This window comes from Microbacterium sp. NPDC055357, assembly GCF_053644835.1.
Genome location: NZ_JBSHLZ010000008.1, coordinates 71,594 through 96,481, shown reverse-complemented (window position 1 = coordinate 96,481; position 24,888 = coordinate 71,594). Strand labels below are relative to the sequence as shown.

The 24,888-nt window shown below is 70.0% G+C and carries 22 protein-coding genes and 1 riboswitch; of the genes, 14 read left to right on the top strand and 8 right to left on the bottom strand.

Annotated features, from left to right (window positions below):
- Position 1: 1 nt before the first annotated feature.
- On the bottom strand, positions 2–1,504 hold the full coding sequence (locus tag ACWICD_RS11550) for a D-alanyl-D-alanine carboxypeptidase (RefSeq protein WP_454140246.1): 1,503 nt from the start codon (positions 1,502–1,504) through the stop codon (positions 2–4).
- 39 nt (positions 1,505–1,543) lie between these two features.
- Positions 1,544–1,653: riboswitch (TPP riboswitch) on the top strand.
- Between ACWICD_RS11550 and ACWICD_RS11545 the strand changes: the two genes are divergently transcribed.
- From ACWICD_RS11545 to ACWICD_RS11535, 3 genes are all read left to right on the top strand, one after another.
- Entirely contained in the window at positions 1,647–2,273 is a 627-nt protein-coding gene (locus ACWICD_RS11545; RefSeq protein WP_454140245.1) for an ECF transporter S component, read from the top strand. Its footprint overlaps the riboswitch before it by 7 nt.
- Positions 2,274–2,278: 5 nt before the next feature.
- A complete protein-coding gene (locus ACWICD_RS11540) occupies positions 2,279–3,757 on the top strand; it encodes an ABC transporter ATP-binding protein (RefSeq protein ID WP_454140244.1) in 1,479 nt (492 codons plus the stop codon).
- Positions 3,754–4,542, top strand: a complete 789-nt coding sequence (locus ACWICD_RS11535; protein WP_454140243.1) for an energy-coupling factor transporter transmembrane component T family protein — start codon at positions 3,754–3,756, stop codon at positions 4,540–4,542. Before ACWICD_RS11540 ends, ACWICD_RS11535 begins: the two co-directional genes overlap by 4 nt.
- On the opposite strand, the gene ACWICD_RS11530 is transcribed toward ACWICD_RS11535, so the two are convergent.
- Positions 4,543–4,890: a DUF488 domain-containing protein gene (locus ACWICD_RS11530; protein ID WP_376126842.1), complete on the bottom strand. Its 348-nt coding sequence runs from the start codon at positions 4,888–4,890 to the stop codon at positions 4,543–4,545.
- 99 nt (positions 4,891–4,989) lie between these two features.
- On the opposite strand from ACWICD_RS11530, the gene ACWICD_RS11525 reads away from it, so the two are divergent.
- The 3 genes from ACWICD_RS11525 to ACWICD_RS11515 are packed head-to-tail and all read left to right on the top strand — an operon-like array spanning position 4,990 to position 7,390.
- Positions 4,990–5,751, top strand: coding sequence for an SDR family NAD(P)-dependent oxidoreductase (locus ACWICD_RS11525; protein ID WP_454140242.1), 762 nt, complete (start codon positions 4,990–4,992; stop codon positions 5,749–5,751).
- Positions 5,748–6,536 (top strand): enoyl-CoA hydratase/isomerase family protein, encoded by a 789-nt coding sequence (locus ACWICD_RS11520; RefSeq protein WP_376126838.1) that lies wholly within the window; start codon positions 5,748–5,750, stop codon positions 6,534–6,536. Before ACWICD_RS11525 ends, ACWICD_RS11520 begins: the two co-directional genes overlap by 4 nt.
- Positions 6,533–7,390: an SDR family oxidoreductase gene (locus ACWICD_RS11515; RefSeq protein ID WP_454140241.1), complete on the top strand. Its 858-nt coding sequence runs from the start codon at positions 6,533–6,535 to the stop codon at positions 7,388–7,390. Before ACWICD_RS11520 ends, ACWICD_RS11515 begins: the two co-directional genes overlap by 4 nt.
- 96 nt (positions 7,391–7,486) lie before the next feature.
- Here the strand turns inward: ACWICD_RS11515 and ACWICD_RS11510 are convergent, their stop codons facing one another.
- Positions 7,487–8,338 carry a Cof-type HAD-IIB family hydrolase gene (locus tag ACWICD_RS11510; RefSeq protein WP_454140240.1) on the bottom strand — a complete coding sequence of 284 codons (852 nt, stop codon included), beginning with the start codon at positions 8,336–8,338 and terminating at the stop codon, positions 7,487–7,489.
- Between the two features lie 202 nt (positions 8,339–8,540).
- Between ACWICD_RS11510 and rlmN the strand changes: the two genes are divergently transcribed.
- Positions 8,541–9,815 carry a 23S rRNA (adenine(2503)-C(2))-methyltransferase RlmN gene (gene rlmN, locus ACWICD_RS11505; RefSeq protein WP_376131288.1) on the top strand — a complete coding sequence of 425 codons (1,275 nt, stop codon included), beginning with the start codon at positions 8,541–8,543 and terminating at the stop codon, positions 9,813–9,815.
- A gap of 79 nt (positions 9,816–9,894) precedes the next feature.
- On the opposite strand, the gene ACWICD_RS11500 is transcribed toward rlmN, so the two are convergent.
- The 4 genes from ACWICD_RS11500 to ACWICD_RS11485 all read right to left on the bottom strand — a co-directional run bounded on the left by ACWICD_RS11500 (position 9,895) and on the right by ACWICD_RS11485 (position 15,491).
- The gene (locus tag ACWICD_RS11500; protein ID WP_454140239.1) at positions 9,895–11,571 is read right to left on the bottom strand and encodes an ABC transporter ATP-binding protein; all 1,677 of its coding nucleotides are present in this window, start codon (positions 11,569–11,571) and stop codon (positions 9,895–9,897) included.
- Positions 11,568–12,650, bottom strand: coding sequence for an ABC transporter permease (locus ACWICD_RS11495; protein ID WP_376131294.1), 1,083 nt, complete (start codon positions 12,648–12,650; stop codon positions 11,568–11,570). Before ACWICD_RS11495 ends, ACWICD_RS11500 begins: the two co-directional genes overlap by 4 nt.
- A gap of 1 nt (position 12,651) precedes the next feature.
- Positions 12,652–13,749 (bottom strand): ABC transporter permease, encoded by a 1,098-nt coding sequence (locus tag ACWICD_RS11490; RefSeq protein WP_454140238.1) that lies wholly within the window; start codon positions 13,747–13,749, stop codon positions 12,652–12,654.
- A gap of 95 nt (positions 13,750–13,844) precedes the next feature.
- Positions 13,845–15,491 (bottom strand): ABC transporter substrate-binding protein, encoded by a 1,647-nt coding sequence (locus tag ACWICD_RS11485; protein WP_376131300.1) that lies wholly within the window; start codon positions 15,489–15,491, stop codon positions 13,845–13,847.
- Between the two features lie 443 nt (positions 15,492–15,934).
- On the opposite strand from ACWICD_RS11485, the gene ACWICD_RS11480 reads away from it, so the two are divergent.
- From ACWICD_RS11480 to ACWICD_RS11465, 4 genes are all read left to right on the top strand, one after another.
- A complete protein-coding gene (locus tag ACWICD_RS11480; RefSeq protein WP_454140237.1) occupies positions 15,935–18,535 on the top strand; it encodes a M6 family metalloprotease domain-containing protein in 2,601 nt (866 codons plus the stop codon).
- 162 nt (positions 18,536–18,697) lie between these two features.
- On the top strand, positions 18,698–19,300 hold the full coding sequence (locus ACWICD_RS11475) for a hypothetical protein (RefSeq protein WP_454140236.1): 603 nt from the start codon (positions 18,698–18,700) through the stop codon (positions 19,298–19,300).
- Positions 19,301–19,394: 94 nt separating this feature from the next.
- Positions 19,395–19,850 (top strand): hypothetical protein, encoded by a 456-nt coding sequence (locus tag ACWICD_RS11470; RefSeq protein WP_376129146.1) that lies wholly within the window; start codon positions 19,395–19,397, stop codon positions 19,848–19,850.
- A complete protein-coding gene (locus tag ACWICD_RS11465; RefSeq protein WP_376129144.1) occupies positions 19,847–20,395 on the top strand; it encodes a TlpA family protein disulfide reductase in 549 nt (182 codons plus the stop codon). Before ACWICD_RS11470 ends, ACWICD_RS11465 begins: the two co-directional genes overlap by 4 nt.
- Before the next feature lie 4 nt (positions 20,396–20,399).
- Here ACWICD_RS11465 and ACWICD_RS11460 read toward each other — a convergent pair whose 3' ends face one another.
- A complete protein-coding gene (locus ACWICD_RS11460; RefSeq protein ID WP_376129143.1) occupies positions 20,400–20,930 on the bottom strand; it encodes a ribonuclease H family protein in 531 nt (176 codons plus the stop codon).
- A gap of 83 nt (positions 20,931–21,013) precedes the next feature.
- Between ACWICD_RS11460 and ACWICD_RS11455 the strand changes: the two genes are divergently transcribed.
- The 3 genes from ACWICD_RS11455 (at position 21,014) to ACWICD_RS11445 (ending at position 24,715) form a co-directional block, all read left to right on the top strand.
- Complete coding sequence (locus tag ACWICD_RS11455) at positions 21,014–22,399, top strand: MFS transporter (RefSeq protein ID WP_376129141.1); 1,386 nt, start codon at positions 21,014–21,016, stop codon at positions 22,397–22,399.
- Between the two features lie 89 nt (positions 22,400–22,488).
- The gene (locus ACWICD_RS11450; RefSeq protein WP_376129139.1) at positions 22,489–23,163 is read left to right on the top strand and encodes a GntR family transcriptional regulator; all 675 of its coding nucleotides are present in this window, start codon (positions 22,489–22,491) and stop codon (positions 23,161–23,163) included.
- A gap of 25 nt (positions 23,164–23,188) precedes the next feature.
- Positions 23,189–24,715 carry an MmgE/PrpD family protein gene (locus tag ACWICD_RS11445; protein ID WP_454140235.1) on the top strand — a complete coding sequence of 509 codons (1,527 nt, stop codon included), beginning with the start codon at positions 23,189–23,191 and terminating at the stop codon, positions 24,713–24,715.
- Positions 24,716–24,888 lie beyond the last annotated feature (173 nt).

Below are 24,888 nucleotides of genomic sequence, written 5' to 3'. Positions count from 1 at the left end.
GTCAGCTGGTCAGCCCGAACAGCTCGAGCGGGTGCGTCAGTCGCCACCAGGCATCCGGATCTGCGATGTCGTCGGAAAGACGCAGCGGCACGGCGGCGCGATCGAGCGGGCCGACGGCCGAGAGTTCGCCGACCGTGGCGCCCTTCGCGCGTGCGTCACCGAGGTCGAACGCGGTCGACACGGCGGCGGCGCTGCCGTTCCACAGCACGACGGCGGCATCCTCGGCGGTGACGATCGGCACGTTCGCGCCCCACGCGGTCGTCGCCCGGCCCACCGTCGTGCCCGCTTCGACCGAGGGCCGCGGCTGCAGCTCGGTCTCGATCTGGGCATAGAGGGCGCGTGAGACGGCGACCCGGGCGTCGCCGTCGGGCTGTCCGAGCACCGACGCGTACACGCGCACGGGGGTCTCGCCCACCATGACGTCTTTCGCCGTCAGCACGTTCCAGGTGTCCAGGGTGCCCGTCTTGACGCCGATGACGCCGGCATCCTCGAGCAGCCGGTTCGTGTTCTCGATGACGCCCACGCCCGGCAGGTCGACGGAGCGCTTGGCGACGATCTCGGCGATGACGGGGTGGGCGAGGGCCTTCTGCGCGAGGGTGAGCAGGGCGGCGGGGGTCGCGATGTTGCGCGGGTCCAGTCCCGTGGGCTCGACGACCTCGATGCCCTCGACGCCGTGCGTGCGGAGCCATCCGTTCGCCGCCTCGGCGAAGATCTCGTCGGTCGGCCAGAGCGTCGTGGCGAGGCGGTCGGCGTAGTTGTTGCCCGAGGCGATGAGCATGCCTTCGAGCATCTGGTACTGCGTCAGGGCCCCGCCGACGGGAACATCGAGCGCCGATTCGCCGTTGGCGCGGTACTGCCAGTAGCGCGTCCGGTCGTACCCCGTGAACCGGTACTCGGGCCCCGCCTCGCCGAGTTCGAGCGGCATCTCCTCGAGTACCGCGAGTGCCGTGACGACCTTCGTGATGCTCGCGATGCTGAGCGGTTCGGGCATCGACGCGAGCTGCGTGTCGAAGCCGTCGACCGCGACGGCGGCGGCGCCGACGTCGGGCCAGGGCAGAGCGGCCTCCGCCGCGGCGACGGGCTGCACGCCGATCGCCTCGATCGTCGGCGCGACGGCGTGCAGGGGCCACAGCAGCGTGGTGGCGGCATACGCCCCCACGACGAGCGCGACGAGCGAGGCGGGGACGAGCACACCCGCGCGCAGCGGCGACCGGCGCGGACCCCGTCCGAGCAGATCGGGGCCGGGCTCGGCGGGCACCGGCGACATCCCCACCCGAGCGGAGTCGACCCACGCGAGGGCTCGCCGACCCGACAGTGCGCCGGCGGTGATGGCGGGCGCGTCCGTGCTCGTGCGCGGCAGACCGGGAGAGGGGAGCGTCACGTCGGTCGTCGTCGCCGACGCCGTCGGCGCCTCATCGGCCTCGAGGGTCGCCGTCACCGCGCGCATGGCCGCCTGATTGCGCAGGGCACGGCGCGAGGGCGGTGGGGTGATGTCGGGGGCCACCCGCCTACGGTACAACGCGCGGCGGGCGGCTATACTCATCGGCACAACCACGGGAGTCCGGTGAGCCGGGCTGAGAGGAAGCGACCCACGCTTCGACCGTCGAACCTGATCCGGATCATGCCGGCGCAGGGAGGAGCATCCGATGCACACCGTCACGTCCGCATCCACCCGGTCCACGAACGTCCGCAGGCTGCGCTGGAGAGTCGTCGACATCGTCGTCGCGAGCGTCATCGGCGTCGCGTCGGGACTCATCTTCCTGCTGTGGAACATCGGCTATCTCGGGCCCAAGACGCTGCTCGAACCGCTCGCGCCGGGCATCCAGGGCCTGCTCGACGGCCCCTGGCTCTTCGCCGGCGTGCTGGGCGCGCTCATCATCCGAAAGCCCGGCGCCGCGATCTACACCGAGACGCTCGCCGCCGTCGTCTCGGCGCTCGTCGGCAACACGTGGGGCGGGTTCCTCACGATCGAGGCCGGTCTCGTGCAGGGCCTCGGCGCCGAGCTGATCTTCCTGCTCTTCCTCTACAAGCGCTGGTCGTTCCCCATCGCCGTGCTGGCGGGCGCGGGTGCGGCGCTGACCGGCGGGATCAACAACCTGCTCCTGTGGTACCCCGGAGCAGATGTGACCTTCACGGTCATCTACATGATCAGCACGCTCCTCTCGGGTGCCGTGATCGCGGGCGCCCTGTCGTGGGTGCTCGCCCGCGGGCTCGCCGCGACGGGGGCGCTCGACCGGTTCGCGTCGGGGCGCGCGGCACGCGTGCGCGTCTAGCCGTGATGAGCACCGTCTCCGGCCCCGCCGTCCTCGAGGCGCGCGGGTGGGGGTGGCGCCACGCGTCGCGTCACGCCTGGGCCGTGCGCGAGGCGACCTTCCGCATCGAGCCCGGCGAGCGCGTGCTGCTGCTCGGAGCGTCGGGATCGGGCAAGTCGACGCTCCTGCACGGCCTGGCGGGCGTGCTCGGCGGCGAGGAGGAGGGCGAGTCCGAGGGCGAGCTGCTCATCGACGGCGTGCCGGCCGCGGCAGCACGAGGCCGGGCGGGCCTCGTGCTGCAGGACCCCGACTCGCAGGTGATCCTCGCCCGCGTCGGCGACGACGTCGCGTTCGGCTGCGAGAACCTCGGCATCCCGCGCGAGGAGATCTGGCGGCGCGTCGCGAGCTCGCTCGACGCCGTCGGCCTCGATGTGCCACTCGACCGGCCGACGAAGCAGCTGTCCGGCGGCCAGAAGCAGCGCCTCGCGCTCGCCGGTGCGCTCGCGATGCGGCCCGGGCTCGTGCTGCTCGACGAGCCCACGGCCAACCTCGACCCCGACGGGGTCGGAGAAGTGCGCACCGCCGTCGCCGCGATGCTCGACGCGCACGACGCGACCCTCGTCGTCGTCGAGCACCGCGTCCAGGTGTGGCTGCCGCTGGTGACCCGCGTCATCGTGCTGGGTGCGGGCGGCGTCGTGGCCGACGGACCCGTCGACGACGTGCTGCGCGGTCGCGCCGTCGAGCTCGCGGCAGGCGGCGTGTGGGTTCCCGGGCATCCGCCCGCGCACCCGCCCGCGCCGCCGCGCCCCGCCGGTGCCGTGCTGCTCGAAGCGCGCGACCTCGCCGTCGAGCGCGTCCGCGGACGCGCCGTCGCGACGGGCCTGGAGGTCGACGTGCGCGCCGGCGCGGCCCTGGCCGTGACGGGCCCCAACGGCGCGGGGAAGTCCACGCTCGGCCTCACGCTCGCGGGCCTGCTGCCACCGGCATCCGGATCCCTGCGGGCGCACCCGCTGCTCGCTGACGGCGCGGGCGACTCGCCGATCGGCTGGGCGTCGCGGCAGCTGCTGACCCGCATCGGCACCGTCTTCCAGGACCCCGAGCACCAGCTGCTCGGACGCACCGTGCGCGGCGAGCTCGAGATCGGACCGCGAGCGCTGCGCCTGCCCGAGGACGAGATCTCCCGCCGCGTCGACGAGCTGCTCGAGCGGCTGCGCCTGGTCCGGCTCGCGGGGGCGAATCCGTACACACTGTCCGGCGGCGAGAAGCGACGGCTCACGGTCGCAGCGGCGCTCGCGACGGCGCCGCGCGTGCTCGTGCTCGACGAGCCCACATTCGGTCAGGATGCCCGCACGTGGGCCGAGCTCGTGGCGCTGCTGGCGCGGCTCCGCGACGAGGGCTCGGCGATCGTCACGATCACGCACGATCTCGATGTCGTCGAGGCGCTGCGCGCCGAGCAGTTCCGGATGCCGCGCCCCGATCCGGATGCCGCAGGGTCGCTGCCATGACCCTGCTCGATACGCACGCGCGCACGGGCGCCGTCGCCCGCATCAACCCCGTCGCGAAGCTCGGCGCGAGCGCGCTCATCGCGATCCCGCTCGTGCTGACGCTCGACCCCGTCTCGGCGGCGGTCGCGCTGCTGCTCGAGTGCCTGCTGCTGCCCTTCGCGGGGCTGCGCTGGCGGGAGTTCTGGATGCGGACGTGGCCCGTCTGGCTCGCCGCGCCCCTCACGGCCGTCACGATCGCGCTCTACGGCGAGACGTCGGGTGAGATCTACGTCGAGTGGTTCGTCGTGCGGATCAGCGACGGCTCGCTCGAACTCGCCCTCGCGACGCTGCTGCGCGTGCTGGCGATCGCGCTGCCGTCGGTCGTGCTGTTCGTCACGGTCGACCCCACCGATCTCGCCGACGGGCTCGCGCAGATCGCGCGGCTCCCCGCCCGGTTCGTGCTCGGAGCGCTCGCGGGCCTGCGGATGGTCGGGCTCTTCCTCGACGACTGGCGGGCGCTCGAGCTCGCCCGCCGGGCCCGCGGCGTCGCCGATCGCGGCCGCATCCGGCGCTTCCTCGGCATGGCCTTCGCGCTGCTCGTGCTCTCGATCCGCCGGGGCACGAAGCTCGCGACGGCGATGGAGGCCCGCGGGTTCGGGGCGCCGACACGGCGCACGTGGGCGCGCGAATCCCGCTTCGGGGCGCGCGAATGGGCGCTCATGGGCATTGGTCTCGCGATCGTCCTCATCGCGATCGGCGCGGCGCTGTGGGCGGGCACGTGGAACTTCATCCTCGGCCCGTCGTGATCACTCGGCGAGGAGAACCTCGCGCAGGATGACGGCCTGGTTGTACTGCGGGTCGTGGGCTCCGAACAGCAGCGTGCACACGGGATGCTGCGCCAGCTCCGCCCGCAGCGCGCGGACGGCGGGGTTTCCGGCGAGCTCGGTGCGGTAGGCCGACACGAAGTCCTCCCACGGCAGGCCGCCGTGGTGGAACGCCTCGCGCAGGGCGGCGGAGGGCGCGACATCCTTCGCCCACTCGTCCAGCGCCGCGCGCTCCTTCGAGACGCCGCGCGGCCACAGCCGGTCCACGAGCACGCGGAAGCCGTCGCCGGGTTCCGCGTCGTCGTAGATCCGCTTGAGCTGCAGCTGCATGCCCCCATCCAACACCTTTCGCGGAGAGAGGGCACGGCGTCGCCCATATGCTGGACGCGACGTCGCGGCGCAGGCCGCAATCGGTTCGAAGGAGAGCACATGAATCTGACCGGAGCTTCGGCACTCGTGACCGGCGGTGCCAGCGGATTGGGTCTGGCCACGGCCCGTCGGCTCGCGGCCGAGGGGGCTGCCGTCACGATCGTCGACCTTCCCGGGTCGGCCGGAGCCGACATCGCGGCCGAGCTCGAAGGGTCGTTCGCGGCCGCCGACGTCACCTCGCCCGAGCAGGTCGCCGCCGCCGTCGAGACCGCGTCGGCGGCCGGTCCGCTGCGCGTCGTCGTCAACTGCGCCGGCATCGCGCCGCCGGCGAAGGTGCTCGACCGCGAGGGCAACCCGACGGGACTGGACGCCTTCGAGAAGATCGTGCGCGTCAACCTCGTCGGCACGTACAACGTCATCGCGCAGGCCTCGGCCGCGATCGCTCGCACCGAGCCGACCGACGAGGGCGATCGCGGCGTCATCGTCAACACGGCCTCCGTCGCGGCGTTCGACGGGCAGATCGGTCAGCCGGGATACGCCGCATCCAAGGGCGGCGTGCACGCCATGACGCTGCCGATCGCACGCGAGCTCGCCCGCCACGGCATCCGCGTCGTGACGATCGCGCCCGGCATCATGGAGACGCCGATGCTGCTGGGCCTGCCCCAGGCCGCACAGGACTCCCTCGGTCAGCAGGTTCCGTACCCGTCGCGACTCGGGCGCCCCGACGAGTACGCGCGCCTGGTGATGGCGATCGTCGACAACGAGTACCTCAACGGTGAGACGATCCGCCTCGACGGGGCGATCCGGATGGCGCCCAAGTGAGCGGCGTCCTGCTGCGGGTCGACGAGGGCCTCGCGCGGATCACCCTGAACCGCCCCGACCGGCTGAACGCCTTCGACGCCGATATGGCGCACGCGTGGGTGGATGCCACGACCGAGGCGACGTCGCGCTCCGATGTCGGAGCGATCCTGCTCGACGCGGCCGGACGCGCCTTCTGCGCGGGCGGCGACGTGCTCGCGATGGCGCAGGACGCGTACGCCGGCGCAGACATCGTCGAGCTCGCGGGCGTCATCAATCGCGGCATCCTGGCTCTTCTCGAATCCTCGGTTCCCGTCGTCGCCGCGGCGCAGGGCACGACGGCGGGCGGGGGCCTGGGGATCCTGCTGACGAGCGACTACGCGGTCGTGGGCGCCGACTCGAAGCTCGGCAGCCTGTATGCCAACATCGGCCTGACGCCCGACCTGTCCGTCACGACGAAGCTCGCGCGCGCTGTCGGCGAGCGGCGGGCGCTGCAGCTCGTGCTGCAGGACCGGCTGCTGACGGCGCAGGAGGCGCTCGAGTGGGGCCTCGTGGCCGAGGTCGTCGACCCCGAACGCGTCGGGGCGCGGGCCGAGGAGATCGCGCGGTTCTGGCTCGCGGGCGCCGCGGGCGCGTACGGCGAGGCGAAGCGCCTGATCCGCTCGCAGCCCGGCCGCACCGTCGCCGAGCAGCTCGCCGAAGAGGCCCGCACGATCGGTGCGGCGCTGGACACCGCCGAAGCGCAGGCCCGTGTCGCGGCGTTCGCGGCGCGATCACGGCCCAAGACCTCGTCGAAGGAGACCCCATGACCCCCACGCCCGCCGCCCCCGAGGGCGGACGACTCGCCGGAAAGACGATCCTGATGTCGGGCGGCAGCCGCGGCATCGGGCTCGCGATCGCGCTGCGTGCGGCGCGTGAGGGCGCGAACATCGCGCTCATGGCGAAGACCGACACGCCGCATCCGAAGCTCGAGGGCACCGTGCACACGGCGGCCGAGGCGATCCGTGCGGCCGGCGGGCAGGCGCTGCCGATCGTCGGCGACGTGCGCAACGACGGTGACGTCACCGAGGCCGTGTTCACGACGCAGGGCGAGTTCGGCGGCATCGACATCGTGGTCAACAACGCCTCCGTCATCGACCTGTCGCGATCGCTCGACCTGTCGGCGAAGAAGTACGACCTCATGCAGGACGTCAACGTGCGCGGCACCTTCATGCTCTCGCGGGCAGCGGTGCCGATCCTGAAGGAGGCCGCGAACCCGCACATCATCTCGCTCTCGCCGCCGCTGAACCTCACGCCGCAGTGGCTCGGTGCGCACACGGGCTACACGCTCGCGAAGTACGGCATGACGATGGCGACGCTGGGCATCGCGGCGGAGTTCGCCGAGTTCGGCATCGCGGCGAACACGCTGTGGCCGCGCACGACGATCGCGACGGCGGCCGTGCAGTTCGCGCTCGGCGGCGACGAGATGATGCGGGTCAGCCGCACCCCCGAGATCTACGCCGACGCGGCGTTCGAGGTCATGCTGCAGCCCGCCCGCTCGTACACGGGCCAGACGCTCATCGTCGAGGACGTGCTCGAGGCGGCCGGGGTGACGGACTTCTCGGGCTACGCCGCCGTGCCGGGCACGCCCGATTCGGCGCTCTTCCCCGACATCTTCCTGTAGCCGCCCGCTCGCCGGCGAACCGTACCGATCGCGTCGAACCCGACGTCGTCGACGTGCGGTTCGACGGGGATGGTCGGGTTCGGTGAGTTCGGCCGCTCAGCCGACCAGGTCGAGCACGCGAAAGGCGTTCCATACGCCGTTGTCGCGCACGGTCGTCGTGACGTGGTCGGCGAGCGCCTTGAGGGTCGGTTCGGCGTTGCCCATCGCGACCGCCGTGCCGCACACCTCGAACATCTCGACGTCGTTCCAGCTGTCGCCCACGCCCACCGCGTCGCTCGCTTCGAGTCCGAGGTGCTCGAGCACGAGCTCGATCGCCGATCCCTTGTTCGTGCCGAGCATGCAGATCTCGCCGCTCGTGCCGCCCGGCAGCGGCATGCTGCCGTTCACGACATGGAACTCGTCGCCCAGCTCGCGGTCGAGCACCTCGACGGCGTCGTCGGCGAGGCTCACGAACACGGCCTTGGCGACGGTGTCGCGAGGCGCATCGGAGACGTCGCGGTAGGTGCGGTGCCCGATGCCGGCGAGCGAGTCCTCGGGCCCTTCGACGGCGGCGGCGCGCGCCGCGCGCACGCGTTCGCGCACGAGCGCCAGCATGCCGGGGCTCGCGAACACCTCGTCGTCGGTCTGCAGGAAGTAGTGGATGCCGCGTGCCTCGAACGACCCGACGAGCCGCGAGACGGATGCCGCGGGCATGAGCCGTGACACGATCTGCTCGTCGGCGACGTGGGCCGTCGCGCCGCCGTTGGTGATCGCGCCGTCGAAGCCGATCGCCCGGACGGCGGGGTGCAGGTCGCCGCGCGCGCGTCCGGTGCACAGGTAGACGAGGTGTCCGGCCTCGCGGGCGCCGCGGATCGCGGCGACGGTCGACGGAGCGACGTATTCGTCGTGGTCGATGATCGTCCCGTCGACGTCGATGAACACGATGCGGCCGGTGCGGTGAGGGGTCACGCCCCCATTCTCCCCCGCCCACCCCGCATCCCTTCTTACCGCGAGACTGCAACGGCGGGCCGAGACCGTGGGGTCTACCCGCAGTCTCGGCCCGCCGTTGCAGTCTCGAGGTCAATCGACGGCGGCCGAGGGGGACCGGCGACGACCGGCGGCGACCGACGGCGGTCGACGGGCGTCCAGGTGCGTCGCCTACGCTCGAGGGATGACGACTCAGCCCCCCGTGCGCTCGACGACCCCGCGGGACACCCCCGTGCGCTCGACGACACCGCGCGACACGACGCAGGTGCGACCGCGCACCGAGGGGTGGACGCAGAAGAAGGATGCCGCGGGCCGGCCCCTGCTGCAGTTCGCCTCTCCGAAGCGCGGCAAGCCGCCCGTGCACCTCGCCGACCTCACTCCCGAGCAGCGCGTCGAGAAGGTCGTCGAGCTCGGCCTGCCCGGCTTCCGCGCCAAGCAGCTCGAGAAGCACTATTTCACCCACGGCACGCACGACCCCGCCGAGATGACCGACCTGCCGGCATCCGGTCGCGAAGAGCTCGTGCACGGGATGCTGCCCCCGCTGCTCACCGAAGTGCGGCGCCTGCAGACCGACCGCGGCGACACGGTCAAGTTCCTGTGGAAGCTGCATGACGGCGCGCTCGTCGAGTCGGTGCTCATGCGCTATCCGGGCCGCATCACGCTGTGCGTGTCGAGCCAGGCCGGCTGCGGCATGAACTGCCCCTTCTGCGCGACGGGTCAGGCCGGGCTCACCCGCAACATGTCCGCCGCCGAGATCATCGAGCAGATCATCCGCGCGAACCGGCTCATCCGAGACGGCCGCCTCGGCCCGCGCGAGCACGCCGACGAGCGGGTCACCAACATCGTCTTCATGGGCATGGGCGAGCCCCTCGCCAACTACGCACGCGTCATGCAGGCCGTGCGCGTCATGGTCGACAAGAAGCACGGCCTGGGCATGAGTGCGCGCGGCATCACGATCTCGACCGTCGGCCTCGTGCCGGCCATCCGCAAGCTCGCCGACGAGAACATCCCCGTGACGTTCGCGCTGTCGCTGCACGCGCCCGACGATGAGCTGCGCGACGAGCTCATCCCGGTGAACTCGCGCTGGAAGGTCGACGAAGCCCTCGACGCCGCCCGCGCCTACTTCGACCGGACCGGACGCCGGGTGTCGATCGAGTACGCCCTCATCAAGGACATGAACGACCACGGCTGGCGCGCCGACCTGCTCGGCGACAAGCTCAACGAGCGCGGCCGCGGCTGGGTGCACGTCAACCCGATTCCGCTGAACCCGACGCCCGGCTCGGTGTGGACCTCGTCGACCCGCGCCGCGCAAGAGGAGTTCGTCCGCCGTCTCGAGGCGAAGGGCATCCCCACGACGCTGCGCGACACCCGCGGCAAAGAGATCGACGGCGCCTGCGGGCAGCTCGTCGCGACCGAGGAGGACCAGACGATCGCTGCGGCGACGCCCGCTGAAGCGTGACGATCCGGATGCCGCGGCATCCGTCCCGTCAACGGCGAAGCCCCCGGCCACCTCACGGTGCCGGGGGCTTCGCGTCGCGCTAGGACGACGTGAGCGAGGCGAGCAGTTCGCGGCGCTCGCGCTGCTCGTCGGGGTCGGGAACGGGAAGGGATGCCAGCAGTCGCTGCGTGTAGGCAGCCTTCGGTGCGTGCAGGATCTGCGCGTTCGGTCCCACGTCGACGAGCTTGCCGCGGTGGAGCACCCCGATGCGATCGGCGAGCAGGTCGACGACGGCGAGGTCGTGGCTGATGAACAGCGCCGCGAACTTGTACTCCCGCTGCAGCTCGGTGAACAGGTCCAGCACGCGGGCCTGCACCGACACGTCCAGGGCCGAGGTCGGCTCGTCGGCGATCAGCAGCTCGGGCTCGAGCGCGAGTCCGCGGGCCAGGCTCGCACGCTGACGCTGTCCTCCGGACAGCTCGTGCGGGTAGCGGTCGCCGTACGAACGCGGCAGCTGCACGGCCTCGAGGAGTTCGTCCACACGTGCCCGCGCGGCCTCGGGGTTGCGTGCGCGGCCGTGGATGACGAGCGGCTCGGCGACGCACTCCGCGATCGTCAGCAGCGGGTTGAAGCTGGACGCCGGGTCCTGGAAGACGAACCCGATCCGGCTGCGCAGCGGTTTGAACGTCCGCTCGCGGACACGGTACATCTCGGTGCCGAGCACCTTGAGCGAGCCGCCCGTGATCTTGGTGAGCCCGCCGATCGCGCGACCGGTCGTCGTCTTGCCCGAGCCCGATTCGCCGACGAGGCCGAGCACCTCACCGGGACGGATCTCGAACGAGATGCCGTCCACGGCGACGAACGGGGGCTTGCCCATGCGTCCGGGGAATTCGATCCGCATGTCCTCGGCCACGACGACCGGTTCGGCGGCAGGGTCGGGCACGAAGCGCTCGCGCTCGCTGACCTCGGCGGGACGGATGCGGGGGACGGCGGCCAGGAGCTTCTTGGTGTAGTCGGCCTTCGGCGCCGTGAACAGCTCGTGGACCGTGGCCTGCTCGACGACGTCGCCCTGGTACATCACCACGACGCGATCGGCGAGGTCGGCGACGACGCCCATGTTGTGCGTGATGAGCACGATCCCCGTGTTGAACTCGTCGCGGCAGCGACGCAGCAGATCGAGGATCTCCGCCTGCACGGTCACATCGAGCGCCGTCGTGGGCTCGTCGGCGACGATGAGGCCGGGGTCGAGCACGAGCGCCATCGCGATCACGACGCGCTGCTTCTGTCCGCCCGAGAACTGGTGCGGGTAGTAGTCGACGCGGGTGTCGGGATCGGGGATGCCGACGCGGCGCAGGATGTCGATCGCCTGACGGCGCGCTTCCTTCGAGCTCATGCGCGTGTGCGCGCGGAGGCCCTCGATGATCTGCCATCCCACCGTGTAGACCGGGTTGAGTGCGGTCGAGGGCTCCTGGAAGACCATCGCCACATCGGTGCCGCGGACGCTGCGCAGCGTCTGCTTGTCGGCGCCGAGGATCTCGGTGTTCGACGACCCGTCCTTGCTCGTGAGCACGACGGTGCCGTGAGCCGTCGCCGTCTCGGGCAGCAGCCCCAGGATCGTCTTGGCCGTGACCGACTTGCCCGAGCCCGACTCGCCGACGATGGCGACGACTTCGCCGCGCTCGACCGTCAGCGAGACGTCGTTGACGGCCTTGACGGCACCGGAGTCCGTGGCGAACGAGACGCCCAGGTTGGTGATGTCGACGACGCTGTTGCTCACGAGCGTTCTCCGATTCCGTGGTTTTCGAACGATTCGCCGTCTTCCAGGCCCTTGAGTCCACCGGGGCCCGCGGTCAGCTCGCCACCGGGGACGACCGAGGTCTCGGCGACGAGGCCGGCGGCCTTCGCGACGCGGCGGCGTCCGCGCAGACGCGGGTCGGCCAGGTCGTTGAGGCTCTCACCGACCAGCGTGATGCCGAGGACGACGAGCACGATGGCAAGACCCGGGAAGAGGGCCGTCCACCAGATGCCGCTCGTGACGTCGGACATCGCCTTGTTGAGGTCGTATCCCCACTCCGAGGCCGCCGTCGGCTCGATGCCGAAGCCGAGGAAGCCGAGGCCCGCGAGGGTCAGGATCGCCTCGGACGAGTTCAGCGTGATGATCAGCGGCAGCGTGCGGGTCGCGTTGCGCAGGACGTGACGGAACATGATGCGACGGTTCGAAGCCCCGAGCATCTTGGCCGACTCGACGTACGCCTCGGCCTTGATCCGGACGGTTTCTGCGCGGATGACCCTGAAGTACTGCGGGATGAAGACGACCGTGATCGAGATCGCCGCCGCCAGCACGCCGCCGATGAGGCTGGACTGCCCACCGGAGATCACGATCGACATGACGATGGCGAGCAGGAGCGAGGGGAACGCGTAGATGGCGTCGCAGACGACGACCAGGACGCGGTCGACCCAGCCGCCGAGGTAGCCGGAGACGAGCCCGAGGAGCACGCCGACGAAGATCGACAGTGCGACGGCGACGACGATCACCAGGAGCGCGGTCTGGGCACCCCAGATGACGCGCGACAGCACGTCGTAGCCGCCGACGGTCGTTCCGAGCAGGTGTTCGCCGGACGGCGGCTGCTGCGCACCGAAGACGCCGTCTTCACCGCGGCGCTGGTTGAAGCTGAACGGCGAGATGTACGGGGCCAGCAGTGCCGTCAGGATGAAGACGAACGTGATGACGAGGCCCGCGATGAGCATGCCGCGCTGCAGTCCGACCGACTGCCGCAGCTGGTGCACGACGGGGAGCCGGCTCAGCCACGACTGCTTCTGGATGGGCGGGAGGGTGACGGTGGTGGTGGTCGTCATGTCAGTACCTCACTCGCGGGTCGATGATCGCCGCGACGATGTCGACGAGGAAGTTGGTCAGGGCGACGATCACCGCGAGCAGCACGACGATGCCCTGCACGGCGACGAAGTCACGCGACTGGAGGAACTGGGCGAGCATGAACCCGAGCCCCTTCCACTCGAACGTCGTCTCGGTGAGGACGGCGCCACCCAGCAGGAGCGCGATCTGCATGCCGATGACGGTGATGATCGGGATGAGCGCCGGCCGGAAGGCATGTTTGCGTACGAGGCGGAACTCGCTCACGCCGCGCGAGCGGGCAGCATCCACGTAGTCGGTGGACAGCGTGCCGATCATGTTGGTGCGCACGAGGCGGAGGAAGACGCCGGCCGTGAGCAGACCGAGGGCGATCGCCGGCAGCACGGCGTGCGAGAGCACGTCCATGATGACGGCGGGGTTGCCGGTGCGGAAGGCGTCGATCGTGTAGAAGCCCGAGGAGTTGTCCAGGCGCATCATCTGCAGCTCCGCCCCCGTGGAGGCCCGGCCGGCGACCGGGAGCCACTTCAGCCACACGGCGAAGACGAGCTTGAGCAGGAGACCGGAGAAGAAGACGGGGGTGGCGTAGAAGAGGATCGCCGATACGCGCAGGATGGCGTCCTGGCCTCGGTCACGGTAGTAGGCAGCGACCGCGCCGAGCGGGATGCCGACGATCAGGGCCACGATGACGGAGAAGAAGACGAGTTCGAACGTCGCGGGACCGTAGGTGATGAGAACCTCGGCGACGGGGCGGTTCGTGGTCAGCGTCGTTCCGAGATCGAAACGCAGCAGCTGAGCGAGGTAGTCGACGTACTGCTGCCACAGCGGACGGTCGTAGCCGGCGGCCGCGATGAGTTCAGCGAGTTTGTCCGGGGGGAGGCGTCCGCCCTGAGCTGCGGTGATGGGGTCACCGGTCGTGCGCATGAGCACGAAGACGAGGGTGACGAGGATGAAGATCGTGGGGAAGATCAGCAGGAAGCGGATCAGGATGTAGCGCCACAGGCTGCCACCGGAGGAACGAGTCTTCTTCTGGCGTGTGCTCCGTGGAGACGCCGGCGCCTCTTGCGGGGTTGCCGTCGTGGTCATGGGGTCGGATCCTCGGGTCGGATGGGGCTGGCAAGAAAATGAGGAGGTGGTCCGACGTGGTCGGACCACCTCCTCTCAGACTGAACGCGGAGCGATCAGCCCTTGGTGATGACGCCGTAGCGGAACTTGAACGTCGGGTCGAGCGTGTTCTCGACGCCCGAGACGTCCGTGCCCGTGACCGCGTTCTGGCTGAACGCGATGTACGGGAGCGTGGACAGGTCGCCCGCGACGACTCCCTGGATCTCCTCGATGAGCGCGACGCGCTCGTCGGTGTCGACCGTCGAGCCCTGCTGCTTGAGCAGTGCGTCGACCTCGGCGTTGGAGTAGTGGTTCGCGAGGAAGTTGTCCGTCGCGAAGAACGGCGTCAGGTAGTTGTCCGAGTCGGCGTAGTCCGGGAACCAGCCGAGCTGGTAGATCGGGTACGCGTCCGCGACGCGGTCCTTCGAGTAGGTGACCCACTCGGTGGACTGGATGTTCGTCGTGAACAGACCGCTCGAGTCCAGGCTGTCCTTGATGACGGCGTACTCGTCACCCGACGAGGGGCCGTAGCGCTCAGCGACGTACTGGATGTTGAGCTCGACGGGCGTCGCGACACCGGCGGCCTCGAGGGCTGCCGTGGCCTTGTCGACGTCGGGTCCACCGTTGCCGTCGCCGTACGCGTCGCGCAGCGACACGGTGGCGCCGGGAACACCCTCGGGCAGGTACGAGTACAGGGGCTCGACCGTGCCCTTGTAGACCTGCTCGGCGATGGCCTCGCGGTCGATCACGTCGGCGATGGCCTGACGGACGGCGAGAGCCTTCGCCGGGTCAGCCTCGGGCGTCGTGGCGCCGTAGGGCATCGTGTTGAAGTTGAACACGAGGTAGCGGATCTCTCCACCGGGGCCGTCGACGACCTTGACGTTGTCGTTGCCGCGGAGGTCATCGATGTCGGTAGCCGACAGCGTGCGGTTCGCGACGTCGATGTTGCCTTCCTGGACGTCGAGCTTGAGGTTCGACGCGTCGGTGTAGTACTTGACGTTGACCTCGGAGGTGAGCGGTGCGCCCAGGAGGCCGTCGTAGCTGTCGTTCGCCTTGTACGAGATCAGGTTGTTGAAGTCGTAGCTCTCGATGACGTACTGACCGGCGAAGGGCTGCGCCGCGACGATGTCGTCGTCCGACAGTGCCTCGTCGGCCGGGAAGACCTCTTCGTCGACGATCGGGCCGGCGGGGCTCGAGAGCACCTGGGGCCAGGTCTGGTCGTTCTCGGACGTCAGCGTGAAGACGACCGTCAGGTCATCCGGAGCCTCGACCGACTCGAGCGCGCCCAGCAGGTACGACGGGCCGGTCTCGGATGCGATCGCCAGCTGGCGGTCGAACGAGAACTTGACGTCGGACGACGTCAGCTCGTTGCCGTTGGCGAAGGTCAGGCCCTCCTTGAGGGTGACCGTGTACTCGTTCGGCGCCGTGAACTCGGCCGACTCTGCGATGTCGGGCTTGACCTCGGCGTCGCCGGGGACGGAGTTCATGAGGAACGGGTAGATCTGGTTCATGACCGTGAAGGACCCGTTGTCGTAGGCGTTCGCGGGGTCGAGGGCCGTCACCTGCTCGGTCGTACCGATGATGATGGCCTCACCGCCCGTGGTGCCCTCGTCGGTGCCGTCGGACGTCGAGCCACCGGCACATCCGGCGAGAACGAGGGCGAATGCCGCCGCTCCACCGAGACCGATGACGATGCGACGACCAGTAGTCGTAGCGGTAGCCATGCTTCTCCTGTCTGCAAGGGTTCAGCGCTGAATGACGAGACCACAGAAGCAGCCTCGCGCTGTGTGACGTATCAGTCCTATCACAGCGATTTCTCGCGGTTTCGGACGTATGCGGAACCGTAACATCGCCCTCTCCGGACACCCGCTCAGAACAAGGGGGGGTAAATGCCGGTCTGCCGCGTAACGACGCGGAATTCGCGGGCATCGCCCGCACTCATCACTCTTTCCGAAGAGTACAGGCCACTTTTCCCGATCCCCACGCGCTATGAGTGCGTGACATGCTACAAGTCACAGGTGTGTGCCTTGCTGGGGGTAACGCTGCCCACGGGTGCCGAGGCGCATGCAACAAGAATCAGAGGAGTGATCTCTTGACATCACCACGCCGAATGCGTTCGCGCAGCTGGCGCACAGGGCTTGCCGCCACGGCTGCCCTGAGTGTCGTCATGACCGGTGCCATCGCCGGTCAGGCGGCCACTGCAGCGCCCGCCGACCCGATCATCGACCCGTCGGTGCTCGAGCCGGTCGACCCGCAGAACTGGGTCAACATGGACGATATGACGCACGCGGACTACGTCCCCGTGCCCAACACCGACTGGGCGAACGACACCGAAGGCAGCCAGCAGACCTTCAACGGTGCCATCGTCCTGCTCGACTTCCCGAACCAGCCCTTCGTCGTGACGCAGGAGCCGGAATCCGACGCGTTCAAGAACCCGACGGCCGGCTTCGAGCCCGTCGCTCGCGAGGACGTGCCGCAGTTCTACCTCGACCTGCTGAACACGCCGAGCGAGCTCAACAACGGCCAGACGCTCAACGACTACTGGATGGAGCAGTCCGGCGGTCGTCTGAGCGTGCAGATGGAGGCCTTCGGCCCCTACGAGATGCCCGGCAAGATCCACGAGTACGGTCTGAACGACAGCTTCAACCGTCCGAATGCGGCGTTCTGCCCGCAGGGAGACACGTGTAACAAGGTCATCCGCACCGACGCGAACCGTCTGTGGGCTGCCGACCTCGAGATCGCCGACCCGCTGACGCAGTTCGACCAGGTCTTCTACATCACGGCCGGCCAGGACGAGTCGTCGACGTGGGAAGAGTTCGGTCAGATGATGTTCGCCGCTCCCGAGGACGTGCCGGACGCATTCGGCCCGCCGCGTGACGAGAACGGCTTCGCGCCGGACCAGAACGGCAACAACATGGCCAACTGGGCCAAGACGCGCTACATCCCGTGGACGTCGTGGAAGGCAGCGATCAGCCACTGGCCGAACGCCAACTTCCCGACCGCGACGCGCGCCGGCAACTCGACGCAGGCTGAGTCGTCGGGCATGGGAACGTTCGCGCACGAGTTCGCGCACATCCTCGAGATCTCGGACAACTACGGAAACCCGTACGGCACGGACGCTGCAGACGGCGGCCCGCTCCGCGACACGTCCGGTCCGTTCGACATCATGGCCCGCGGTTCGTTCAACGGCCCCGGTGGCACGCACACGCGGTGGAACATCCCCTCGGTGCAGGGTGGATCCGGCCCCGCCGGCGTCGCGCTGCGCAACCGTCTGAACCTCGGCATCATCGGCGAGGACAACGTGCTGCAGACCTCGACGACCGAGATCGCCGCCAAGGGCTCGATCACGGCCAACCTGCTGACGCGTGCCGTCACGCACGAGGGTCGCCTCACGGGCATCAACCTCGCGCTCGACGGTGGCGACAAGTCCAACGGCACCTGCACGCGCCGCGCGCAGTGGGACTGCGACGGTGGTGGCTTCAACCACTACACGCTCGAAGTCATCGACCGCATGGGCACGGACTCGTACCAGCCCGACGCCGGCGTCATGATCTCGAAGACCAAGGTCGCCGACCGCAACCCGTTCCTCTGGACGATCGACGCCAACCCGCAGGACATCGACACGCTCGACTACATCCGTGGTGACGGCACGCCGATTCCGATCACGCGCGGTGACCAGCGCCAGCTGAACGACGCCCTCTTCCACGCCGGGGTCAACTCCGGTTCGGAGTACGAGTACGTCGACGAGTACAACGGCCTGCACTTCTACATCGAAGAGATGCGTCGCGACGAAGACGGCCTCCTCGAGTACGACGTGGCCGTCCGCTCGATCGGCAACGCCGGTCCGCAGCAGCGTGGCGTGAGCCTCGCTCAGCCGGCGCTCACGGCGGGTAAGGAAGCCGTCGAGCAGGGTCAGATCGCGCAGTGCGTCGTTCCGCTGACGAACACGGGCGCCGCTGTCGAGGATGCCGCTGCCAACAGCGACATCTACCGCATCTCGACGACGGTCGCGGGTGAGGGCTGGAACGTCCACACCCCGAGCGCCATCGTGACGGCGACGGCCGGCGAGACGGTCGATGTGCCCGTCTACGCCTACCGCGACGGTGCAGGCACGCAGGGTGCTCGCATCTCGATCACGGCCACGTCCGAGAACAACTCGGCCGCGACGTCGACCGTCGAGTGCGTCATCGACACGCAGCGTCCCGAGACGAACCTCGTCTCGCCGTCGTACGTCGGCCCGCACGACGAGCTCGTCATCGAGCTCGAGGCGACCGATGACACGGGCCTCAAGACGATCGTCGCGAACGTCTACCAGGACGGTCGGATCGTCAAGGGCACGCAGACGAACGTGGACGGCGCCACCTCGGCGACGCACACGTCGACCGTGAGCCTGCCCGACGGCGCCTACACGCTCCGTTACAACGCGCACGACATCGCGGGGAACATCTCCGAGACGAAGAACTACGCCTTCACCATCGGTGAAGCCGTGACGGCAGAGACGACCGCTCGCACGCTCGCGGGCAAGGTCTACCTGTCGGTGTCGGCGACGAACAACGCGACGGTGCCTGCGGACATCGAGATCACCACTGCTTACGGCAGCAAGACGTTCACCAACGTCGCGCCCGGCAAGACGGTGTCGGTCTCGGTGAACTCGCGCCTGGCCTCGGTGCCGGCCGGAGAGGCGACGGTCACCTCGACCCTCGACTTCGATGGTCAGATCGTCGTCAAGACGGCGACGGCTCCGTACGCCGCGTACCCGGCGGGCTGATAACCCGCTAGCCGTCTTCGGGGTGGGGTGCGATCGCACCCCACCCCGGAGCGGTACCCGCGCTCGGCGCGATAGCCGAACGCGGGAACAGATCTCTATCCGAAGAAGCCGGCCCTCACCCGAGGGTCGGAATTCCGCTCAAAGAAGAGGAAACAATCCGCAATGAAGAAGATGACTGCCACCCGTGTGGGCGCGATGGCTTTCGGCACGCTGCTGCTGGCTTCGGCCGGTGCTGCTGTGGCCACCGCTGACGAGGTCGTCGATGACGGCTCGGTGAACATCAACGTCGAGGTCACCGACCGCTACCCCTCGGGCGTGCTCGCCATGAGCGTCGCCGCGAACGAGACCTCGCTCACCGAGCAGGATTCGGGCGACCCGCTGGTCCGCGAGTTCACCGGCACCCTGCCCACCGTGACCGTCACCGACACCCGCGCCGTCGTGCCCGACGCCGAGTGGTTCGTGCTCGGCACCGCCAGCGCGTTCACCTCCGGCACGAACACGATCGGCTCGGAGCACCTCGGCTGGTCGCCTCAGGTCACCGGTGACACCGATGGTGTCGTCCAGCCCGGTGGGGACGTCGATGGCGTGCTCGACGGTGACGTGGGACTCGTCGACGCCGAACTGCTCTACGTCAACACCGACCAGGGCGAGACCTACGACCAGGGCGCATGGTCGGCCACCGCCGACCTGACCCTCAAGGTCGCCGCGTCTGCTGCCGCCACCGGCAGCTACACCTCGGTGATGACGCTGTCGCTCTTCGAGTAAACCGTTTCACGCGAGAGGCCGTGCCCGCGGGTGCGGCCTCTCCGCGTGGATCCGATGACATCCTGAAGGACCGAGGCACGAAGGAACGATGGTGATGAGGCGAACGACGGCCGCGATCGTGGGGGCGCTCATGGTGCTCCCGCTGCTGGCAGCATGCTCCGGCGGCTCCGGCGACCCTGACCGGCCGCTGCAGGTCGCCGTCGGCGACGGCTCGCTGCGGGCCGTCGGCGACGATTGCGCCGGAACGGCCCCCTACCGGCACATCCACGCGGGTGCAGAGGTCGTGCTGACGGATGCCGCGGGCAACGAGGCGTTCCGAGCCACGCTCGCGCCCGGCACTGCGAGCGAGGCGAGCGACATCGACTTCGAGCAGACTCCCCGCATCCCCACGATCTGCGTCTTCACGCTCGATGCGGGCGATCTGGCCGGCGATGAGACCTACGATGTCGTGATCGGCGACAAGGCACACGGCTCGTTCACCTACCGCCCCGAGGCCGAGGGCATCCCCACGATCCTCATTCCCGAACCCGCCACGAAGGGCACGCCATGAAGCGGCGACTGACATTCCTCGCCGCCGGGGCGGCGCTCGCGCTCGCCCTGACGGGCTGCACCTCGACCTCGACGCTCGGCGGCGCCGACGCGCTCCCGGCGGGCACCGGCTCGTCGCAGGCGACGGCCCCCGAGGCGGTTCCCGCACCGTCGTTCACGGCCGCCCTCGCCGACGGCACCGAAATCGACTCCGCCGACCTGTTCACGGGCCGAGTCACCCTCGTGCAGTTCATGGCGAGCTGGTGCACGCAGTGCGTCGGCCAGGCGGAGCTGCTCACCGAGACGGCCGCGGATCTCGGCGATGACGTGCACGTCGTCTTCGTGTCGTCCGACAAGGACGACGAGGCGCTGCAGCAGTTCCTGCGCGACAATGCCGACGACGTCCCCGTCGTCATGGACGCGGACGGTCAGCTCTTCCACCGCTACGCCGTCGTCGAGCCGCCCGTGACGGCCGTGCTCGACTCGACGGGCGGCATCGTGCGCATGTGGCCCGGCGGCGCGACCGCCGAGCAGCTCGACGACGAGCTCGACGCCCTCCTGAAGTAGCGGCTCAGCGGCCGTTCTTCGGCGCCGCCGAGACGTCGATGCGCTCCTGCGCGCCGAGCGAGGACCACTCGCTCGTGACGCCCTTCGCCGCGTGCTCCGACGCGCGCACGGCGCGCTCGTCGGCCCACGCGTTGAGCACGTGACCGGAGTGGCCGCGCACGTGCTCGAGGACGACGTCGGGCAGGCCCGCCGTGCGGCGCGCATCACGCGCCACGATGAGCCGCTCGAGCAGGTCGACGTTCTTCGTCGGAGCCCCGCTAGACGTCTTCCAGCCGCGGCGACGGTGCCCGTCCATCCAGGTCGAGTAGGTGTCGATCGCGTAGCGGGAGTCGGCCTGCACGACGAGGTTCGCGACGTCGCGATGATCCTCGATGGCCTTGAGCAGGCCCAAGAGCTCGCCGATGTTGTTCGTGCCGACCGGCAACGAGCCGGCGGCCCAGTGGCCGTCCTCGCCGACCCACGCCCAGCCGGCGGGGCCGGGGTTGCCCTTGCAGGCGCCGTCGGTGGCCACGATGTAGCGGGATGCGTCGGTCACTCGGGCAAGGCTACCCGGCCCTCGCGGCGCCTCCGGCACGCGGGCTCTAGGCTGAACGCCGACGAGACAGAGAGGCGGCCGACATGCCGGCATCCGCGACGCGTTCCCGAATCGCGCTGATCGGATGCTGCCTCGTGCAGTTCGTCCTGAACCTCAACGGCTCCATCGTCAACAGTGCACTGCCGGCCATCCAGCACGACTTCTCGGTCGGACTCACGACGCTGCAGTGGGTTGTGAGCGCCTACATCGTGACGCTCGCCGGGCTGCTCACGGCACTCGGATCGCTGTCGGATCGGGTGGGCCGCCGGCGGACGCTGCTCGCGGGAGCCGCCGTTCTCGCGGCGGGGTCGATCCTGTGCGCACTGAGCGGCGACGCCCTGATGCTCATCGCGGGGCGCGTCGTGCAGGCGGTCGGAGCGGCGGCGCTGTCGGCGGCGGGACTGGCCGCGGCGTCGGGGATCTACACCGACCGCAAGGCGCGGGGCGCCGCCGTCGCGTGGTGGGCCGGCGTCGGCACGGTCGCCCTCGTCGCCGGTCCCGCGCTCGGCGGCGTCATCGTCGGCGCGGCGGGCTGGCGTGCCGTCTTCTGGCTGTCGGTCGGACTGTGCGCCGTCGCGGCCGTGCTCATCGTCACGACGCTCGCCGAGTCGCGCGCGACCGCCCCGGGTCGCTTCGACGTCGTCGGACAGGTGCTCGTCTCGACGCTCCTCGTCGCCGTGTCGGTCGCGCTCATCGAGGGTCCGCGGCAGGGGTGGGGGAGCGCGATCGTCGTCGGCGCGGGCGCTGTCGCGATGATCGCCCTCGTGGCGCTCGTGCTGCACGTGCGACGTGCCGCGAACCCGATCATCCCGCCCGCCCTCTTCGCCAACGTGCCCTTCGTGGCGGCATCGGCCAGCGCGCTCCTCGGCTTCGCCACGGCGGGGGCGATGTTCTTCGCGCTGCCGCTGTACCTGCAGTCCGTGCGCGGGCTGTCGCCGGTCGACGCGGCGTTCACGATGCTGCCGCTGGCCGGCGCCGCGCTCATCGCCGCGATCGTGTCGGGGTGGATCGTCGATCGAGGGCGCAGCCGCTTCGACCTCGTGCTGGCCGGGTGCCTGCTCGCGCTCGGCGCGCTCGGCATCGCCCTGGGCTCGGGGTCGCTTCCGACGCTCATCGCGGCGTCGGTTGCGTTCGGCGCGGGCTACGGCCTGCTGGGCGATCCGTTGAGCGTCTCGGCACTGTCGGCCCTCCCCGAGGCCGAGGCGGGGCTCGCGTCGGCCCTCTTCTCGACGGGAAAGCAGTTCGGACAGCTGCTGGGCATCGCCCTCGTGGGCATCGTGCTGGGCTCGGCTGCGGGAGACCTCGCACCGCACTTCGAGCGCAGCGGCTCGGAACTGTGGATCCTCCTCGCGGTGTGCGGAGTGGGTGTCGCGGCGGTGAACCTCTTCGTGCGCCCCCGCCACGCGGCCGCCGGCGCCGCGGCATCCTGAGCTTTTGTATACGCTCTGCGCGGCGCGAGGGGCTCAACTGGTCTTCCGGGTGCCGTTTGTATACACTGGCGGAAGGAAAGGGGGCGACGATGCGAGCCAGTGACCGCGCGTACGCAACCCTTCTCGACGAGATCCAGTCGGGCGTGCTCGCCCCCGGCACCGTGCTCGGCGAGGTCGATCAGGCTGCACGTCTCGGTGTCAGCCGCACGCCGCTGCGCGAAGCGCTGGGGCGCCTCGCCGCCGACGGGCTCGTCGCGCAGCAGTCGCCCCGCGTCACGGTCGTGACCGACATCGACGCCGACGACATCCTCGAACTCTTCGAGGTCCGCCGCGCGCTGGAAGAGACCGCCGCCCGTCTCGCCGCGAGACGGGGGGATGCCGCCGCCTTCGCCGCCCTCGCCGATGAGTTCTCGCACGCGAGCCTGCGCGCAGAGGACGGCCGCGACGCGTATTACGCGCTCATCCGCCGTTTCGACGAGACGCTGGACGCCTCGGTCGCCAACGACTATCTGACCTCCGCGCTCCGGACGATCCGCACCCACCTCGTGCGCGTCCGACGGCTTGCGCGGGACAACCCGGCGAGGCTCGCGGCATCCGTCGAAGAGCACCGCCTGATCGCCTCGGCCATCGCGTCGGGCGACGCCGAACTCGCTGCGCATGCGACGCACGTGCACCTGCACAATGCGCTCGCGACCATCCTCGATGCCTCGATCGGCACGACGACCGCGGGGATACCCGTCATCGCGGTCGCCGAATCGGCCTGAGCATCGCGTTCCCGAAAGGCACATCATGACCGTCACCCACCACCTCCGCGTCCACCGCAGCGAAGAGAACCTCGCGCGCGAAGACCAGCTGGCCTGGCACATCGCCGAGGTCGCCACCGACCCCGTCGAGGTCGACGCCGACGTCGTCGACATGATCATCAACCGCGTCATCGACAACGCCGCGGTCGCCGCCGCGTCGCTCACGCGCCGCCCCGTGAGCGCGGCCCGCCAGCAGGCGCTCGACCACGCCGTGTCGGTCTCGGGCGACGGGGCGACCATCTTCGGCTGCTCGCTCGAGCGTCGCACGTCGCCCGAGTGGGCGGCGTGGGCCAACGGTGTGGCCGTGCGCGAACTCGACTACCACGACACCTTCCTCGCGGCCGACTACTCGCACCCCGGCGACAACATCCCGCCGATCGTCGCCGTCGCCCAGCACGTCGGCTCCGACGGCGCCGCTCTCGTGCGCGGCCTCGCGACCGGCTACGAGATCCAGATCGACCTCGTGCGTGCCATCTGCCTGCACAAGCACAAGATCGACCATGTCGCCCACCTCGGCCCGTCGGCCGCCGCCGGCATCGGCACGCTCCTCGGCCTCGACGTCGAGACGATCTACCAGGCCGTCGGCCAGGCCCTCCACACGACGACGGCGACCCGCCAGTCGCGCAAGGGCGAGATCTCGACGTGGAAGGCCCACGCCCCCGCGTTCGCCGGCAAGCTCGCCGTCGAGGCGGTCGACCGCGCGATGCGCGGCGAGACCTCGCCGTCGCCCATCTACGAAGGCGAAGACGGTGTCGTCGCGTGGATGCTCGACGGACCCGACGCGTCGTACGACGTGCCGCTGCCCGCTGCGGGCGAGGCCAAGCGCGGCATCCTCGATTCGTACACGAAGGAGCACTCGGCCGAGTACCAGGCGCAGGCGTGGATCGACCTCGCGCGCAAGCTGAACGGCGCGCACCCCGAGGCGACCGACCCGGCGAACGTCGAGTCGATCGTGCTGCACACGTCGCACCACACGCACTACGTCATCGGCTCGGGCGCGAACGACCCGCAGAAGTACGACCCGACGGCGTCGCGCGAGACGCTCGACCACTCGATCCCGTACATCTTCGCCGTCGCACTGCAGGACGGCGGCTGGCACCACGTCGACTCGTACGCTCCCGAGCGCGCGGGCCGCGAGGACACCGTGGCGCTGTGGCACAAGGTCACGACGGCCGAGGACGCCGAGTGGACGCGCCGCTACCACTCGGACGACCCGAACGAGAAGGCCTTCGGCGGCCGCGTCGTCATCACCCTGACCGACGGCACCGTGATTGAGGACGAGATCGCCGTCGCCGACGCGCACCCGCTCGGCGCCCGGCCGTTCGCCCGTGCCGACTACGTGCGCAAGTTCCGGATCCTCGCCGAGCCCGTGCTCGACGCGGCCGAGATCGAGCGCTTCCTCGACCTCGCCGAGCGCCTGCCCGAGCTGACGCCGGCCGAGGTGCAGCAGCTCACGATCGTCGCGAAGCCCGGCATCCTGGCTTCGGCGCCCGCTCCCAAGGGCCTCTTCTGATGCGCGTCCTCCCGCTCGCCGGCTCGCCCGCCAGCTCGCGCGCCGCGCACCGCGCCCCGTCTGTTGACTTGCGCCTTGTGCGCGACGCGCGCGGCGTGTCGTCGGCATTGGGCGCAAGTCGACGTTCTGGTCTGGTCGCGCGCAGGTGGGCCCCCCGGGTCGCCGACTTGCGC

Excerpts from the sequence above, each read along its gene's own strand:
- ACWICD_RS11545 (WP_454140245.1), top strand. The coding sequence starts at position 1,647 with ATGCACACCGTCACGTCCGCATCCACCCGGTCCACGAACGTCCGCAGG.
- ACWICD_RS11540 (WP_454140244.1), top strand. The coding sequence starts at position 2,279 with ATGAGCACCGTCTCCGGCCCCGCCGTCCTCGAGGCGCGCGGGTGGGGG.
- ACWICD_RS11535 (WP_454140243.1), top strand. The coding sequence starts at position 3,754 with ATGACCCTGCTCGATACGCACGCGCGCACGGGCGCCGTCGCCCGCATC.
- ACWICD_RS11530 (WP_376126842.1), bottom strand. The coding sequence starts at position 4,890 with ATGCAGCTGCAGCTCAAGCGGATCTACGACGACGCGGAACCCGGCGAC.
- ACWICD_RS11525 (WP_454140242.1), top strand. The coding sequence starts at position 4,990 with ATGAATCTGACCGGAGCTTCGGCACTCGTGACCGGCGGTGCCAGCGGA.
- ACWICD_RS11515 (WP_454140241.1), top strand. The coding sequence starts at position 6,533 with ATGACCCCCACGCCCGCCGCCCCCGAGGGCGGACGACTCGCCGGAAAG.
- rlmN (WP_376131288.1), top strand. The coding sequence starts at position 8,541 with ATGACGACTCAGCCCCCCGTGCGCTCGACGACCCCGCGGGACACCCCC.
- ACWICD_RS11495 (WP_376131294.1), bottom strand. The coding sequence starts at position 12,650 with ATGACGACCACCACCACCGTCACCCTCCCGCCCATCCAGAAGCAGTCG.
- ACWICD_RS11490 (WP_454140238.1), bottom strand. The coding sequence starts at position 13,749 with ATGACCACGACGGCAACCCCGCAAGAGGCGCCGGCGTCTCCACGGAGC.
- ACWICD_RS11485 (WP_376131300.1), bottom strand. The coding sequence starts at position 15,491 with ATGGCTACCGCTACGACTACTGGTCGTCGCATCGTCATCGGTCTCGGT.
- ACWICD_RS11480 (WP_454140237.1), top strand. The coding sequence starts at position 15,935 with ATGACCGGTGCCATCGCCGGTCAGGCGGCCACTGCAGCGCCCGCCGAC.
- ACWICD_RS11475 (WP_454140236.1), top strand. The coding sequence starts at position 18,698 with ATGAAGAAGATGACTGCCACCCGTGTGGGCGCGATGGCTTTCGGCACG.
- ACWICD_RS11470 (WP_376129146.1), top strand. The coding sequence starts at position 19,395 with ATGAGGCGAACGACGGCCGCGATCGTGGGGGCGCTCATGGTGCTCCCG.
- ACWICD_RS11465 (WP_376129144.1), top strand. The coding sequence starts at position 19,847 with ATGAAGCGGCGACTGACATTCCTCGCCGCCGGGGCGGCGCTCGCGCTC.
- ACWICD_RS11455 (WP_376129141.1), top strand. The coding sequence starts at position 21,014 with ATGCCGGCATCCGCGACGCGTTCCCGAATCGCGCTGATCGGATGCTGC.
- ACWICD_RS11450 (WP_376129139.1), top strand. The coding sequence starts at position 22,489 with ATGCGAGCCAGTGACCGCGCGTACGCAACCCTTCTCGACGAGATCCAG.
- ACWICD_RS11445 (WP_454140235.1), top strand. The coding sequence starts at position 23,189 with ATGACCGTCACCCACCACCTCCGCGTCCACCGCAGCGAAGAGAACCTC.